14 protein-coding genes are annotated in these 15,618 nt (G+C 67.3%); 4 read left to right on the top strand and 10 right to left on the bottom strand.

What is annotated here, in order from left to right; genetic code table 11:
* Positions 1-11: 11 nt before the first annotated feature.
* Positions 12-1,478: a mannitol dehydrogenase family protein gene (locus tag KUV62_RS21525; RefSeq protein ID WP_222605816.1), complete on the top strand. Its 1,467-nt coding sequence runs from the start codon at positions 12-14 to the stop codon at positions 1,476-1,478.
* A 329-nt stretch (positions 1,479-1,807) separates the two neighbouring features.
* Here KUV62_RS21525 and KUV62_RS21520 read toward each other — a convergent pair whose 3' ends face one another.
* The 8 genes from KUV62_RS21520 to KUV62_RS21485 are packed head-to-tail and all read right to left on the bottom strand — an operon-like array spanning position 1,808 to position 7,754.
* Entirely contained in the window at positions 1,808-2,881 is a 1,074-nt protein-coding gene (locus KUV62_RS21520; protein ID WP_222605815.1) for a DUF1513 domain-containing protein, read from the bottom strand.
* A gap of 4 nt (positions 2,882-2,885) precedes the next feature.
* Positions 2,886-3,869 (bottom strand): imelysin family protein, encoded by a 984-nt coding sequence (locus KUV62_RS21515; protein ID WP_222605814.1) that lies wholly within the window; start codon positions 3,867-3,869, stop codon positions 2,886-2,888.
* Positions 3,870-5,414: a di-heme oxidoredictase family protein gene (locus tag KUV62_RS21510; protein ID WP_222605813.1), complete on the bottom strand. Its 1,545-nt coding sequence runs from the start codon at positions 5,412-5,414 to the stop codon at positions 3,870-3,872. It abuts the gene before it with no gap.
* Entirely contained in the window at positions 5,386-5,871 is a 486-nt protein-coding gene (gene bfr / locus KUV62_RS21505; protein ID WP_222605812.1) for a bacterioferritin, read from the bottom strand. The genes KUV62_RS21510 and bfr overlap by 29 nt, the downstream gene beginning before the upstream one ends.
* Positions 5,837-6,115, bottom strand: coding sequence for a bacterioferritin-associated ferredoxin (locus KUV62_RS21500; RefSeq protein ID WP_222605811.1), 279 nt, complete (start codon positions 6,113-6,115; stop codon positions 5,837-5,839). The genes bfr and KUV62_RS21500 overlap by 35 nt, the downstream gene beginning before the upstream one ends.
* A 14-nt stretch (positions 6,116-6,129) precedes the next feature.
* Positions 6,130-7,389: an imelysin family protein gene (locus tag KUV62_RS21495; RefSeq protein WP_222605810.1), complete on the bottom strand. Its 1,260-nt coding sequence runs from the start codon at positions 7,387-7,389 to the stop codon at positions 6,130-6,132.
* 57 nt (positions 7,390-7,446) lie between these two features.
* Positions 7,447-7,608 (bottom strand): hemin uptake protein HemP, encoded by a 162-nt coding sequence (hemP, locus tag KUV62_RS21490; protein WP_222605809.1) that lies wholly within the window; start codon positions 7,606-7,608, stop codon positions 7,447-7,449.
* On the bottom strand, positions 7,605-7,754 hold the full coding sequence (locus KUV62_RS21485) for a hypothetical protein (protein WP_222605808.1): 150 nt from the start codon (positions 7,752-7,754) through the stop codon (positions 7,605-7,607). Before KUV62_RS21485 ends, hemP begins: the two co-directional genes overlap by 4 nt.
* Before the next feature lie 517 nt (positions 7,755-8,271).
* Here KUV62_RS21485 and KUV62_RS21480 point away from each other — a divergent pair.
* Positions 8,272-8,955: a PRC-barrel domain-containing protein gene (locus KUV62_RS21480; protein ID WP_222605807.1), complete on the top strand. Its 684-nt coding sequence runs from the start codon at positions 8,272-8,274 to the stop codon at positions 8,953-8,955.
* Positions 8,956-9,001: 46 nt separating this feature from the next.
* On the opposite strand, the gene KUV62_RS21475 is transcribed toward KUV62_RS21480, so the two are convergent.
* Both KUV62_RS21475 and KUV62_RS21470 read right to left on the bottom strand, forming a co-directional pair.
* The gene (locus tag KUV62_RS21475; RefSeq protein WP_222605806.1) at positions 9,002-9,502 is read right to left on the bottom strand and encodes a hypothetical protein; all 501 of its coding nucleotides are present in this window, start codon (positions 9,500-9,502) and stop codon (positions 9,002-9,004) included.
* Positions 9,489-10,181 carry a helix-turn-helix transcriptional regulator gene (locus tag KUV62_RS21470; RefSeq protein WP_222605805.1) on the bottom strand — a complete coding sequence of 231 codons (693 nt, stop codon included), beginning with the start codon at positions 10,179-10,181 and terminating at the stop codon, positions 9,489-9,491. Before KUV62_RS21470 ends, KUV62_RS21475 begins: the two co-directional genes overlap by 14 nt.
* 765 nt (positions 10,182-10,946) lie before the next feature.
* Here KUV62_RS21470 and KUV62_RS21465 point away from each other — a divergent pair.
* Both KUV62_RS21465 and KUV62_RS21460 read left to right on the top strand, forming a co-directional pair.
* Positions 10,947-13,199 (top strand): MSCRAMM family adhesin SdrC, encoded by a 2,253-nt coding sequence (locus KUV62_RS21465; RefSeq protein WP_222605804.1) that lies wholly within the window; start codon positions 10,947-10,949, stop codon positions 13,197-13,199.
* A gap of 123 nt (positions 13,200-13,322) precedes the next feature.
* Positions 13,323-15,614 (top strand): hypothetical protein, encoded by a 2,292-nt coding sequence (locus KUV62_RS21460; protein WP_222605803.1) that lies wholly within the window; start codon positions 13,323-13,325, stop codon positions 15,612-15,614.
* Positions 15,615-15,618 lie beyond the last annotated feature (4 nt).

The raw sequence follows: 15,618 nt of genomic DNA, 5'->3' as shown, positions 1-15,618 counted from the left end.
AGGCGATCTGAATGAAACTCGACACCCCAACCCTCGACGCGCTCGACAGCCGCGTCGCCCGCCCCTCCTATGACCGCAGCGCGCTCAGCCACGGCATCGTGCATGTGGGCCTGGGCAATTTTCACCGCGCCCACCAGGCGGTCTATCTCGACGATCTCTTCGCCACCGGCCGCGATCACGACTGGGCGATCACCGGCGCCGGCGTGCGCGCCCCCGACGCCCGCATGCGCGATGCGCTGAAGGCGCAGGACTGCCTCTCGACGGTGATCGAGCGCTCGCCCGCGGGCGACCGCCCGCGCATCATCGGCGCGATGATCGATTTCGTCGAAGTCGATGCCGCCAACGCGCCGCTGATCGCCAGGATGACCGACCCGGCCACCCGCATCGTCTCGCTCACGGTGACCGAGGGCGGCTACTACGTCGATCCCACCACCGAGACCTTCGACCCGACGCATCCCGACATCGTCGCCGACGGCGAGACCCCCGACGCCCCGAAGACCGTCTTCGGCGCCATCGTCGCGGCGCTCCGGGCCCGCCGCGCGGCGGGCACCCCGCCCTTCACGGTGATGAGCTGCGACAACATCCCCGGCAACGGCGATGTGACCCGCGACGCGGTCACCGGCACCGCCCGCCGCTCCGACCCGGAGCTCGCCGACTGGATCGCCGCCAACGTCGCCTTCCCAAACTCCATGGTCGACCGCATCACGCCGGCCACCGGCGATGCCGAGCGCGCGCTGGCCGCCGAGTTCGGTCTCGAGGACCCGGTGCCGGTGACCTGCGAGCCGTTCCGGCAATGGGTGCTCGAGGACAATTTCCCGCAGGGCCGCCCGGCGCTCGAGGAGGTCGGCGTGACCTTCACCGACAAGGTGCACGAATACGAGCGGATGAAGATCCGCATCCTCAATGGCGGCCACGCCATCATCGCCTATTCCGGCGCTTTGCTGGGCTGCGTGCTGGTCGACGAGGCCATGGCACACCCGCTGGTGCACGCCTTCTTCCGCAAGGTCGAGGAGCAGGAGGTGCTGCCCCATGTGCACCCGGTGCCCGATTTCACCCCCTCGGAGTATCTCGAGCTGATCGACGAGCGCTTCTCCAACCCAGCGGTGAAGGACACCACCCGCCGCCTCTGCCTCGACGGCTCGAACCGCCAGCCCAAGTTCATCGTCCCCTCGATCCTCGACGGTCTGAAATCGGGCGCCTCGATCACCGGCCTGGCACTGGAATCCGCCCTCTGGTGCCGCTACTGCGCCGGCCAGTTCGAGGACGGCACCACGATCGCGCCCAACGATCCGATCTGGGACCAGCTCGTGGCGCTCTCGGCCGAGGCCAGGACGCGCCCCACCGCCTGGCTCGAGCAGCGCAGTGTCTATGGCGAGCTTGCCAGCAACGCCCGCTTCGCGGCCCTGTTCAGCGGCTGGCTCGAACGGCTCTGGGCCGACGGCACGCAAAAAACCCTCGAAGCCTACCTCGCGGACTGACCCGCCGCGCCCCCGTCTTCTCTGGTTGCAAAATACCTCGGGGTGAATTGTCCCGGACAGCGTCCGGGACAAGAGGGGCAGCGCCCCTCACCTCGCCACCCACGGCAGACCTGCGCCCGCCGCGTGCTCTCTGGCTCAGACCTCCGCCCGGGCCAACCGCCCCGCACCTCGCCCGCGGCCGGAGCCGCACCGCGCCGCGCGTCCCCCGGCAGACCTGCGCCCCGCGGCACACCACTCCGCATCTTCTCTGGTTCAAGAATACCTCGGGGTGAATTGCGCCGGACACCGTCCGGCGCAAGAGGGGCAGCGCCCCTCCACGCCCCTGATTTCTACCCGGCAATCGCCACAAGGTGGTTGTCCCAGGCCGCCTCCGCCCGCGCCAGCGGGCGCGCGCCGTCGCGCCCCACCAGCAGCACGCCGCCCAGCCCGTCGCTCGCCATGTAGCCCCCGGCATGGGAAGCGATGCCGCAGACATCCGCGCGCGACACCGCGCCGAGGAAGCGGCCAGCGTCCGAGAAGCGGTGGATCCGGCCGCCGCGCGGCGAGGTGATGGCGATCTCCGAGCCATCGCCGGAAAACGCCACCGAGCCGGCATAGCCGTCCATCGCCAGCTCATCGCCCAGAGGCGCCTCGCAGAGCACCAGCTCCTCGCCGCGGCGGTGCAGCGCCAGCAGTGGCGGCGCCATGCCCGGCTCGCCCTCCCACTGCATCGCAAAGCCCACCAGCCCGTCGGCACGCAGCGCCAGGTGGCGGATCGAGTTCTGATGGAACTCGGGCAGCTCGCGCAGCTCCAGCAGCGTGCCGTCGAGCGCGGTGTAGACGAGGTTCGGGCGCATGGTCGCTGTGTTGAGCTTGGCGCGGTCCCATTTGTCGGTCTGGATGCCGCCATTGGCGATCACCAGCGTCTGGTGATCAGGCATCACCCGCAGGTCGTGCGGCCCCACACCATGGCTGGCAAACTCGCCGATGCGCGCGTAGTCCGCCTGCGCATCCCAGATCCCGATATGGCCGGCGCTGTCCTCCACCGCCTGCTCGACGGTATAAAGCAGCCGCCCATCGGGCGAAAAGGTGCCGTGGCCGTTGAACTGGCGATCCTCGGGCGGGGTCAGCCGGTGCAGCACCGCGCCGTCGCGGCAATCGACCACCAGCGCGTAGGTGCCCGGACGACGGGCAAAGCCCACCGCCTCGGCGCGGCTCGGATGGGCGCATGCTGCGTGGCCGCGGGCAGGAAGCGGCACGCTGAAGGCGGTCGAGCCGTCCTCGCGCAGCCCGGCCAGCATATAGGCGCCGTCGGGCAGCCTGGCGGCGGCAAGATAGTTCGGATCGCCCACCGCCGCCCAGCCCACCGCCGGAGCGGCGCTGACGGCCAGCAGGCTGGCGAGGAAATGGCGGCGCGTGGTCATGGTCTCAATCCCCGTCCTGCGAGTTGAAGCCCGGCGTCAGCCCGAGCGGCACGCCGACCTCCTGCTCGATGGCGTCATGCAGCGCGCGGACCTGCTGCTGCACGATCTCGAGCCGCAGCCGCGCCGAGGGGTCCTCGATGTCCTGCAGCGCCGGGTCCGCGACCCGGTCGGCCACCTCGTGCAACCGCGTAAGCGCCGCCTCGGTGAGCGGCAACTCCCCGTCGACCAGCGTGTGGGCGAAGGCGCCCGCCGCATCGGCATAGAGGCGCACATTGCGCAGCGAACGCTCCGAGCGCCAGGCCTCGGCGCGAGTCGGGCGCGGACGGTCGAAGCTGCCGAGCGGGCGGCCCAGCCGGCTGTCGGCGGTGAATTCGAGGCTCGAGAGCACCTGCGTGTAGAGCGCCGTCAGCGCCTCGTCCTCGCTGAGATAGGTGGCGTTGCCTTCGGCCCCGGCGCTGCGCAGGACATCGGCATAGCCCTCGCGCCAGCCCGCCTCGAGCGCCTGCGCCTGATTGGCGAGATCGGCGCTCATGGTCTGCACCAGAGTGCAGGCGTAGCTGCCCGCCTCGTAGCCCGAGAACTCGGCATCGAAGAGCATCCGCTCGAGCGCGAAGAGCCCGCGCGCGGCAATCGAGACCTCGGCAAAGGCGCCCGGGTCGGTGCCGACCTCTTCTTGGGAAGAAATGAGCCGCGTCAACGTCTTGGGCGTGAAACCTCGTGCATCGGGCCAGAAGGCGACGGAGAGCGCGCCGGTCTCCGAGGGCCCCATGCGCACGTCGCCGATCGCGGTCCAGGCGTCGAAACTCGCGTTCCACGGACGGCGCAGCGCCGGCGCCGTGCAATCCGCCTCGGCGGTGACCGCGAGCGCCTCCGCGGCCTCGGCAAAGCCCGCGAAGCCGGGCAGGATGTGATCGCTCAGCGCCTCTTCGACCCCGGCCGCGGCGGGGGTGGCGGAGAGAAGCGCGCAGCACAGCAGGGAATAACGCATTCAGAGACTTTCCAGGTAGCGGATCAGGTCGGCACGGTCGGCGGGCGCCAGCGAGACGACCGCGTCGCGGGCGCCCTGCGCCTCGCCCCCATGCCAGAGAATGGCCTCGAGAAGCGAGCGCGCGCGCCCGTCATGGAGGAAGGTGGTATGGCCCGAGACCCGCTCGGTCAAGCCGATGCCCCAGAGCGGCGGCGTCTTCCACTCGCGCCCGGTGGCGCGGCCCTCGGGGCGGTGATCGGCCAGCCCCTCGCCCATGTCGTGCAGGAGCAGGTCGGAATAGGGCCAGATCAACTGGAAGCTGTGCTCCGGGCGATCCTCGAGCCGCGCGGTGACGAATTTCGGCGTGTGGCAGGCAGCGCAGCCTGTCTCCTGGAACAGCTGCTTGCCGCGCAGCACCTGCGGATCGTCGATGTCGCGCCGCGCCGGGACGCCGAGATTGGCGGTGTAGAGCACCACCGCATCGAAGGCCTCGGCCGAGATCTCGAGCCCGTCGAGATCGCCGCCATGCGGGGCGCGGCGGCAGGCGGGCTGCGCCTCGGTGCAATCGCCCCAGAGCTCAGGGCGCAGCGGCGTGGCGATGCCGATATCGCCGGCGAAGGCCGAGGCGCTCTGCTCGCGCACCGTGGCCTCTCCGCCCTTCCAGCCGAAGCGGCCAAGCATCGGCCGGTCATGCTCGCGCGACCAGACGATCGCCGGACGGCCGGAGATGCCGTCGCCATCGGCGTCGTCGGGATCGGCATTGGCGAGGATGTCCTCGGTGGCGATCGCCTCGAGCAGACCGAGCCCGATCATCTGCGGCGCCACGCGCGGGCTCAGCATCGCGCCCTCGCCCAGCGGGCCATAGCCGAGATCCGCCGCCGCGTAGCTGGGCCTGCGCAGGTGGGCCGTCTCACCGCCGGCAAGCGGCACCTCGATCTCCTCGTAGCGCACATCGAGCCGGTATTCCGCCGGGTGGCCCACGGTGGCGAAGTCCTGCAGCTGCTCGCCATAGACCGGGTCCGGCGCGGTGGCGATCCAGTCGGCGATGGCGGGCATCTCCCGAGCGGGATCGGCGGGCACCGAGACCCGCAGGAACATCGACACGGCGGTGTCCTCCGGCCCCTCCGGCGCATGGCCGCGACCGTCGCGCAGGTGGCAGGATTCGCAGCTGCGGGCGTTGTAGAGCGGACCGAGCCCGTCGGAGGCCAGCGTCGAGGAGGGCGACGACGTCCAGAGCTTCTGGAACAGCGCGTCACCGAGGGTGAAGGTCATCCGCTGCGCCTCGGGCAGATTGGTCGCGGGCTGCGCGAAGCCGCGCGCGTCGCGGCGCACCGGCACGGTGCCGGCCCCGGCGGGCAGCGCCTCGTAGGGCTCTGACGCATCGAATGACCGCGCCGGCGCAACCACGCCCGCGATGCGCGCGCGCTCGTCTTCGGTGCGTTGGATCAGGGGGAGATGGGGATCGCCGAGCCCGTATCCGGGCGTCTCGGCGGAAAGTGATGCGCCGCCCCAGAGCAGGGCGGCGCAGAGGGCGAGCTTACTCGGCCTCGTCCATCGGCATGGCATTGATGACCGCATAGCGTTCGTCACCGACCCGTTCGTAAAGTTCCAGTTGTGTCTCGAGGAAGTCGATATGGCCTTCCTCGTCGGCGATCAACTCCTCGAAGAGGTTCTTGCTGACATAATCGCCGACCTTCTCGCAGTGCTCGCGCGCCTCGATATAGAGCGTGCGGGCCTCGTGCTCGGCGGCCAGATCGGCCTCGAGCGTCTCCTTCGGGGTTTGCCCGATGCGGAGCGGATCGAGTTTCTGCAGGTTCGGGTGGCCGCCGAGAAAGATGATCCGCATGATCAGCTTGTCCGCGTGGTGCATCTCCTCGATGCTCTCCTCGCGGCTCTTCTTGGCCATGTGGCCAAGGCCCCAATCTTCCTGCAGACGGTAATGCAGCCAGTACTGGCTGACGGCGGTAAGCTCGGACCGGAGAGCCTTGTTAAGGTACTCGATGACCTTTTCGTCGCCCTTCATTGCGCTGTTCCTTTGTTTGTCCGTGGCCTCTCAGACCGCGAAGTTCCATGGGTACTTCGAGATTGTCGTTTGAGCGCATGGTTTGCAAGAAAAGCGGCATGCAGCCTCCGCAATCGGCCGCTTTTCCAAGGGCATGGTAAATCTTGCCCGGGGTGATGATCGTCCGCGCGTCGGCGGCGCGCATCCAGTCGATGGCGGCATGGATGTCGCGGTCCGAGATGTTCTGACAGCTGCAGACGATCATCGTGGGTAGTCCTGTTACTGGAAGACGGCGTTGGGATCGTCGAGGCTGTCGGAGCCCTCGAAGGCGACGCCCGAGAGATCCAGCGTCGAGACGACACGCTCGATGCTGCGGGTCTGGTCGATCAGACCGTTGACGCCCCCCATGATCAGCGCTTCACCCTTCTCGTCACCGAGCGCGAGCATCTGGTCATAGGCAAAGCCGCCCTCGGCCGCCTCCTTGATGGCGCCGAGCGCCGCCATGGTGGTGTCGAGCTTGGCCTTCATCTCCTCGTCGAGCGCGGCATCGCTCTCGGCCACGAGATCCGACAGCGACGGGCCCTCGACGGTCGAGCCGTCGATACGGGTGTAGCTGCCCAGGTAGACGTTCTGGATGCCCTTCCCGTCGTAGTAATGCGAGTTGTGGGTGTTGTCGGAGAAGCAATCATGCTCTTCCTCGGGATCGTTGAGCATCAGGCCGAGGCGCATCCGCTCGCCGGCCTGCTCACCGTAGGAGAGCGAGCCCATGCCGGTCAGCATCGCCACGATGCCGGCATTCTCGTCTTCCATCACCGTCTCGCGGGCCTCGCCGCCCTCGCCCCAGGCCGCAACCATCTCCTCGAGATCCGCGACCAGCAGGTCGGTCGCCGCCTTGAGGTAATCGCCACGACGATCACAGTTGCCGCCGGTGCAGTCCTCGCCGGTGACATAGTCGGTATAGGGGCGCTCGCCGGCGCCGGGCTCGGTGCCGTTGAGATCCTGGCCCCAGAGCAGGAACTCGATGGCGTGGTAGCCGCGCGCCACGTTGGTCTCGATGCCGTCGGCCTCGTTGAGCGTCTCGGCGATGAGTTCCGGGCTGATCTCGGAGGCGTCGACCTCCTGCCCCGCCAGCGTCACGCTCGGGTTGGCGATGATGTTGAGCGCGGCATATTCGTTTTCATCGGTGGCGCCACCGTAGGACTCGTCGACATAGTCGATCAGGCCCTCGTCGAGCGGCCAGGCGTTCACCTTGCCTTCCCACTCGTCGACGATGGCGTTGCCGAAGCGGTAGACCTCGGTCTGCTGGTAGGGGTTGCGCGACGCGAGCCAGGCTTCGCGGGCGGCGGTCAGCGTCTCCTCCGACGGCTCGGCGATCAGCGCATCGACGGCCTCTTGCAGGGCCTTGGCGGTGATCAGGCTGTCCTCGTAGCCGGCATGTGCAATGTCGGCATAGGTGTCGAGCACGGCGGATTTCTCGGTCGCGGCGAAGGCCGGCGCGGCCAGCAGCAGCGCGAGCGCGGTGGAGGTGGTGAACTTCATGGTCTGTCCTCGTTGGCGTGTCTTTTTTTGACGGTGTCTTGGTGGCTGACGATGGTCTTACTTGGTCAGGATCAGCTTGCCGGCCTTGGTGATCCGCAGCGTGTAGACCTGCCCGTCGAGCTCGATCTCAGCGATGTTACCGCCGCCGGTCAGGCCGCGCGCGACATGACGGGGGACGGCCGGAACGGCGCTGTCTGAATTGAACTTGGTTTCCATCATTTTATCATTTCCCTGCGTTCGATCCGGTCGAGCAGTGTTTCGAGGCTGGCATCTGCCGGCCAGAGCCCTCCAAGGACCAGGGAAATCAGGTCTTTGCTATCCGGGCGGAGGCTCGGGGCCTGATCGCGGGTCTGGCTCTTCGACATGGTCAGCCTCATTGAAGAAAGGTGAACAATCGGCTTCCCCGTCTCCTCGCCAGGGTGGCTTGATACGGACATATCTGAGCAAAAGAATCGGATAAGTCAACCTGACAAATCGAGTCAGCTTTTCTGGCGGGCGGATTTTCCGCCAAGGCGCCGCCGCGCCGGCGCCCGAAGCCCGCAAAGACAGCACGAACGACGCCGCGGGGGCGCGGCCCGGGCGTCAAAGCTCTGGGAAGAAAGTGAAAGGGCGGGGCGCCGGTTTTCCGGCTGCCCCGCCCTGCAAGATGGACCGGTCGCTGATCAGCGTGTGTCCCTGTCGCGATCCCGCGCACTTGTCAGCGCGTAGATCAAAACCGCTATCACCGTGAGACCGGCCAATCCCGCGATGAAGATATCTGCGGTCATGGGTGTCTCCGTTCGATGTTCACCCCCTCAACACGCCATGCGCTGGCTGGGTTCCGGAACTTCTGCATCCGGTTTCGAGTTGTTTCAGAAAATTCCAGCCGATCCGGGGATCCCCATGCTCTATAGCCTAACCGACCTGCTGTCCTGGCGCGTCTCGACCGGTGAGACCACGGCCTCGCTGACCGATGTCCTGTTCGATCCCGAGACCCGGCATCTGACCTATCTCGCGCTGTTTCGGGCCGGCGAGAACGGCAGCAGCACTCTCGCCGCCGCCTCCCTCCTGACGCCGCCGGATCCGCAGGATCGCACCCTGCATGTCACCATCACCGAGGAAGAGCTCGGCCGGGCCCCGCATTGGAGCGGCGGCAGCACCGAGCTCGACTCGCTGCTGACCGCCCTGCCCCCGCTGGTCATCGGCCCCTTCGGCGCCACCCACGCGCCGCTAGCGCTGACCGGCTTCTTGGGCGGCGAGGATGCGCCCGAGAGCGATCCCCGCGCCGAGGCCGCCATCGAGCGCTACCAGCGCCTGGGCCGCTGGCTCGACCGTCCGGTGTTCTGCCGCGATGCCGAGATCGGGACGCTCGTCGACATGCTTTACGATGCCGAGGCCAACCGCATCGATTATCTCGTGGTCGACAATGGCAAGCTCTTCGGAAACCACAAATACGCGCTGCCGTTCTCGTCCCTGGCCCATCGCGCGCCGGGATCGAAGGGTGGGCATCTGGTGCTGGATCTCGCCGAGCACGAGCTGACCGGCGCCCCGACGCCTGACGATCTTCTCGAGCGCAGCCCCTCCTGATCGCGCACCAGCGAAGCCCTCGGCGGCCGGGCTGTCACGGGCCCTGTCAGGCCGGGTAACCGCGCCGCCGGATCAGTTCCCAGATCTGCTTGTTCAGCGCCACCAGGTCGGCAATGGCCGTCTCGACGCGCGCGAGTTCGGCCTCGTCGACAGGATCTCTCCGGCCCATCCTCAGATCGGTCTTGCGGTCGGAGATGCGCATCAGGATGGTCTGCGCGTGGCCGCTTTCCGGGTCGAAAGAATAGATGCAGTGGTTGAAGTGGTTGCGGATCCCCGACAGCCGCGACAGCGCCCGTGACCGGCTGAGGATGTCGTCGCGCTCCTCGGCGCTGCGCCGGTCCATCTTGGCCAAGCGCTCCACCAGATCGATGCGGGCCCGCGTGGTATTGAGCGTCAGGAAGATCACCACCGCGGTCTCCTTGTCGACCCCGGCCAGCCCGGCGATCAGGTGGATCAGCAGGCTTTCGGTATTGGTCCACATGTAGTTCATCTCGCCGGTGCGCAGCAGCAGGCGCTCGAACTGGCGCTGGCTGTCAGCGGGCAGCATTTTGCGCCAGGGCGAGGAAGTACATGTTCGCCGCCGCCGTTCGGTTCGACACGCCGAACTTGCCGAAGAGATTGTGCATGTGCAGCTTGACCGTGTGCTCGGTGATGCCGAGCTGGCGCGCGATCTGCTTGTTGCTGCTGCCATCCGAGACCAGCGCCAGGATTTCGCGTTCGCGATCGGTCAGGCGCGAGAAGCGCCGTGCCGTCTCAGGGCCATCGGCGCCCGCGCCACTGTCGGGCGCGGCCTCCTCGGGCGCGAGCGTGGCGGGGCTGTCGGGTGCCTTTGCCCTGGTCTCGAGGGAGGCGGGCCTCTCGGGCGCGCCCTCCCCGCCTGACTGGCCGAGGACGCCATGCGGCACGAAATACTCGCCGTGAAACAACATCCGCATGGAAGACAGCAGCACCTCGAGCGGCGCGTTCATCGCGAGGTAGCCGATCATCGGCCCCTCGACGGCGCGGTTCCGGTCGAAATGCCTCCGGGCCGCCTGCACGTTTCGGTAGCCGAGCGCCAGCATCGCCGAAGGGTTGATCGCCTGGTAGGCCTCCGGGCGCTCGAGCAGATCATCGGCGAGGTCCTCGTCGACGATCACCAGCCGCAACGCACCGCAATCGGCCGCGAACCCGGCGAGCTGCTCGAGCGACGCGGCCTGCAGGCACGGTGTGCGAAACTCCAATTCCATGTGGCTACAGGTCTGCGAGGTGCAGAACAAAGCCCCTCCGATGACCGCGATCCCGGCCCGCTGAGCAGCCTGCTCCATCGATGCCGACATTTGGAGACGTCTGAAATCCATCTTGCCCCCTGAAAAACCACCGACTGCGATACGTGATTGAAAAACACTTGCAGAAGGCGACGGCACCAAAAAATGCCTGAGAAAGTATCAACTGAACCGGAAATCGTCGGTTCACGGAAAGAAATCTTCGAAATTCGCCAGACGCCTCTCTGTGCGCAAAGCTATCAAGGCTAGAATTTCGCCCTTTGCCGGACGCTACGTCAAGGTTCTAGAACTTTTGAGCTAGGACCCGCTTGGTGGGCCCGGATGCACGGTTTGCAAGCTAAAGCATACTAGCCATCGGTTTGGTAAACCGCAGGCATCCACCGGGATGTGCCGTCACCGGCAACAAACTCTGCCTTTCTTAACAGATCGTTAACCTCACAGAAACGCGACCTGCCCGTCAGGTGAATGGTCAGCACGGGTCCGCTCTGAGACCCTTATCCCTGCGGCGACCTCACTGCCCATGGTCAATTTCGGACCGGGCCGCCGCGTTCCAGGCACAACCTATACGTGTGCCGCATCTAGGGAGGAGGTTCCAGACCAGAGAGAATCGGACCGTGCGGAAGCGGTTCGAGATGCCCCAAGCTTCCGCGATTCGTGAAATCCGGGTGCCCGAATAGCGCTTTTGAGATGAGTAGCGCTCAGGATGCCCAATTTTAAGGAAAATTTACCATGCATAAGAGCGATCGTCAGTCAGTGAACGTCGTGGATTTTGAAGAGGTCAATGTCGACAGCATCGATGCCGATTTCGAAACCACGATCGAAGTGGACGAAGCCGAGGTCAACGCGGATCTCAATTCGCAGGAACAGTCTCAGGACACCTCGGTCGACACCACGGATACCAACAGTCAGGATCAGGGTCAGGGTCAGGGTCAGGATCAAGGCCAGGGTCAGGACCAGGGCCAGGGTCAGGACCAAGGACAGGGCCAGGATCAGGGCCAAGGGCAGGATCAGGGCCAAGGCCAGGATCAGGACCAGGCCCAATCGGTCGACAACACCAACGGCAACAATGACAACTCGAACGCCAACGAGGTGAATATCGACTTCGGCGGCGGCGAGTGGATTCCGCGCGATGACGACTGGGTCGACATCGACCTGAGCGAGAGTGCCGAGCTCGACGGTGACGTGCTCACCGCCAATGGCGACCTCTCGAACAACCCCGGCGACGACATCGACATGTCGGGCGCGCTGGCGGGTGCGGGCAATGACATGGCGTCGATCAACTTCCAGACCTCCGAGCTGGAAGACAACGACGTCCTCCACAGCGCCTCGCTGGCCAATAATGCCGGCTTCTACCAGAACGGTGATGCCAATGGCGGCAACGCCAGCGCCGAGGAAGGCATCGGTGCAAGTGCCGCCGGTGGCGGCTCCGGTGAAGGCGGCGTGAACTGGGGCGGCAAGGGCGACGGCGCGAATGCCGTTGGCGGCGCCTCCTGGGGCATGGGCGGCACGTCCGGCGCGGCTGAAACCGACAGCGATGGCGGCACCGGCGGCGACAGCGGCGATGCCGAGGGCCTTGCGCTCGGGGTCGGCCTGTCCGGCGCCTCGACGGACAGCACCAGCGAAGGTGGTGACGGCGGCGAGGCCGATAGCGACTCCGAGAACGCGGTCGATGTCGCCAGCGATGCCGAGAATGACGGCGAAGGCGGTGACAGCGGCGACGCCGCATCGCTCGGCGTTGGTCTCGGGTTCGGCGCGGCCGAGGCGGAAGCCGAAGGCGATGCCGACGGTGGCGACAATGACACCGACAGCGACAACGACACCGACACCGAGGCCGAGGCGGATGCCGAAGCCGAGGGCGCCGATGGTGGCGATGCCGGTGCCATCGGTCTGGGTCTGAACGGCTCGTCGAGCGAAGGCGAGACCGAGTCCGACGATGTCACCAGCGGCGACAATGACGCCGATGCCGATGTCGATACCGACGCCGACAACGATGCCGAAGGCGAAGGTGGCAACAGCGACGATGGCGGCTTCTCCGAACTCGTCGAGGCGGCCATCGCGGCGCTCTACGAGGACATCTCCGGCGACGAGGATGGCAACATCAACGACTCCGGCGATAGCGCGGATGCCGCAAGCGGTGGCAGCGACACCTCCACCGGCGGCGACACCAGCGGCGGCGATGGCACCGGCGGCACCGCCGACAGCGATCAGGCGGCGCAGGGCAACGGTGACCAGACCTCGGGCGATCCGTCCGTGTCGCAGACCGGCGGCGACGTCTCCTCGAGCGCTGACAGCACCCAGGACACCGCCGCGAGCGGCGGGGCCGGAGGGGCCAACGGTGCCGATGGCATGGCGGACGGCTCTGCCGACACCAGCTCGGCCACGGATGGCACCGGCGGTGCCGGCGGCAGCAATGACGCCACCGTCGATGCGGCGGGCACCGGCGCCGGCAGCGCCGACAGTGCCGGCACCTCCGGAGACGGCGGCTATGCCGACGTGTTCTCCCAGTCCGACACCGACGGTACGGCCGACAGCATGGCCGAAGCCATCGCCGGTTATGGCGGCAACGCGATGACCGACGATGACGCCTCCTCGGCCGGCTCGGGCGACGCAAGCTCTGCCAATGACAGCGGCATGGGCGGCGCCGGAGGCTATGCCCACGCGATGGGCGGCACCACCGGCCATGCCGACGGCATGGGCTACGGCGGCGATGCCACCGGTGGCGCGGTCGCCGGAGGAGATGCAGCCGGGGCCAACTCGGGTGCGGGCGGTGCTGGCGGCGATGCCGGCATGTGGGGCTCGGGCAATGGCGATGACGGCTACGTCACCGGCGAGTCCTACGCCTCGGCCGCCGCAGTGGTCGACACCTCGGCCTTCAACCAGTCGATCGTGATGGGCGCCAACGTGCTCGGCAACTCGGTCGACATGACGATGGTCGGCGGGTCGATGTCCTCGTCCTACGCGGGCGACGATTCCGAAGGCTGAAGACGCCATCTCACGGAAACCAAGCGTTTGGGCCTTCGGGCCCGGCGCACCCTCTTTTTTCAAGAACACCTTTTTTCACCACGCATCCCAGATGCGGACACATGATCGATTGGGTTTTCAGCAATGATCGCGGATCGGACAACCGACGCCATCGCACATTTCATCGGCCTGTTCGGCCAGAAGATGGAAGAGCTGCGCAATCGCGAGGCCTACGACACCTTCGCCGCCCTGCGAGACGAGCCAGACCTGGGGCCGATCGATGTGCTCGACCTCGAGATCGAGCAGAAGTTCTCCCTCAAGGACAGCGACAACACCATCAACCATTCGGTGCCCCCGACAGCACCGAAGGAGGTCGGCGCACTCACCCCCGCCCCGGCGGCTCCGGCAAACCCCGGCCTCACCGCCACGGGTTTCGGCGTGCCGACCTCCACCCAGCCAGACGGCCCGCTCCTGATGAGCGCGCATCACGGCGCCCAGAGCGTCGGGATCGTGGCGCGCGTCGAAGGCCCGCAGACCGGCGATCTGCCCTATGCGACCCCGGGCTCGATCCTGACGATCAGCCAGCAGACGCTGAAGCTCTCGGACAATGACCAGCTCGGCCAGGGCGTGTTCCGCGATCCCGAAGACCACGCGGAGGCGCTCGAAGCGCTTGCCGAACAGGCCCTGGAGCTGCAGGTTTCCGCAGACCTCGCGCCCGGCGAGATCCCCGACGGCGCCACCGTCGAGGCGCTGCGCGAGGCGCTCGACGCCTTTACCGAGAGCGACGACCCAGCGGTCGACAGCACCGTGCTGCGCGCCGAGGCCGGGCCGGTCAGCGTGGTCAATGGCGATGACACGCCCGAGGAACTGCCCGGCTGGAGCGAGATGCTGCCGGCGCATCACCGACCCGAAGAGGAGGAGGAAGCCGCGAGCGAGGCCCCGACGGCGCGCGACCTGCCATCCGAATACACCCCCAACCGCGATTTCGACGAGGGTCACAGCCTGATCACCGGCGGCAACCTGCTGGCCAACGAGGCCTTCCTCGCGGTGTCGCTGGTCGACGCGCCGGTGATCGCCGTCGGCGGCAGCTGGCAGAGCCTCGATGTGGTCAGCCAGGTCGCCGTGCTGAGCGACCGCGACACCGGCGAGATCACCGAGGCGGCTCCGTCCGAGGTCTACCAGAGCGTGACCGTCACGCAGACCGCCAACCCGGCCAGCTGGCACGCCGGGCGCGATGCCACGGGCGCAGGCCCGCAGAGCATCCGGATCGACTACGTGAAGGCGGATCTCTTCATCTCGAACCATGTCGAGCAGACCATCGAGATGCTCGACAACGATCTCTTCGCGATGTCCTTCACCGGCGCCAGCTCGGCCTTCATCCTCGGCGACAACACCATGATCAACGCGACCACGCTGATCACCGCCGGGCTGGCCTATGACCTAATCCTGATCGGCGGGAATTACCTGCAGGTCGACATCATCAAGCAGACGCTTGTGCTGAGCGACGATGACCACGTCACCAAGGCCACCGAGGTCGGCGGGACGGAAAGCGCGCTGCCGCCAGCGCCGCTGCCCGCGCCGGCATCGGCGGACGGCCCCGCCGCCCTGCCCGGCGCCATCGTCGAGACCGGCGAGGCGCGCGACGGCACCGCGACCTCCGGGCCCGACATCGCCATCGATCCCGCGCCGCCAGATAGCATCGACGGGATGGGCGAGCCGCTCCCAGCCGCGGCGGTGGCCCCCATCACGCCCCCCGAGCTCGAGGCGGAGTCCGGCCCGGAAAGCTCCGAACCTGCCGGGCCGGGACATGAGACAGCCACCGGCCCGGAGTCTCCCGAGCCCGCCGAACCCGCCGCGCCCGACAACCTTTTGGTCAACGAGGCGCGCCTGAGCACCTCCGGCGTCGACACCCATGCCGAGCTGACCGCGTCGCTCTCCGAGCTGGTGCACGACCCCGATCTCGACCTGCAGACACTGCAGCAGAAGCTGCTCAACGACCCCGCGCTTGCCGGGCTCGAGCAGGCCCGCGTGCTCAAGATCGATGGTGATTTGATCCAGGCGACGACGATCGAACAGACCATCATCGCAGCCGACAATGACGACATCCATCTCGGCCCGACCGCGCCGCCGGATCTCGAGGTCGTCGCCGGGTCGAACGCGCTGCTCAACGCCGCCACGGTCGCCACGATGGGGATCGATTCCACGGTCATGGCCGAGGCGGGCTATTCGGAGCTGCTGATCCACCAGGCCGGGCTGATCGACGAGGCCGAGACACCGCTGGACCCGGCGACGCAGGAGCTCGCCACCGAGGCGGTGGCTTTCCTGATGGACGATGCGGGCGACGGGGCGCTCCCCACCGACGCCCCGCTCGCCAACGCCTCCGCCGCCCCGCTCGGGGCGGATTCCCTCGACCTGATGGCCGCAACGGTCGTCTGAACCC

Source organism: Salipiger bermudensis, from assembly GCF_019801965.1.
GTDB classification, from domain to species: Bacteria; Pseudomonadota; Alphaproteobacteria; order Rhodobacterales; family Rhodobacteraceae; genus Salipiger; species Salipiger bermudensis_A.
The sequence above is the reverse complement of the archived record's forward strand: the minus strand, read 5'-3'. Positions and strand labels throughout refer to the sequence as shown.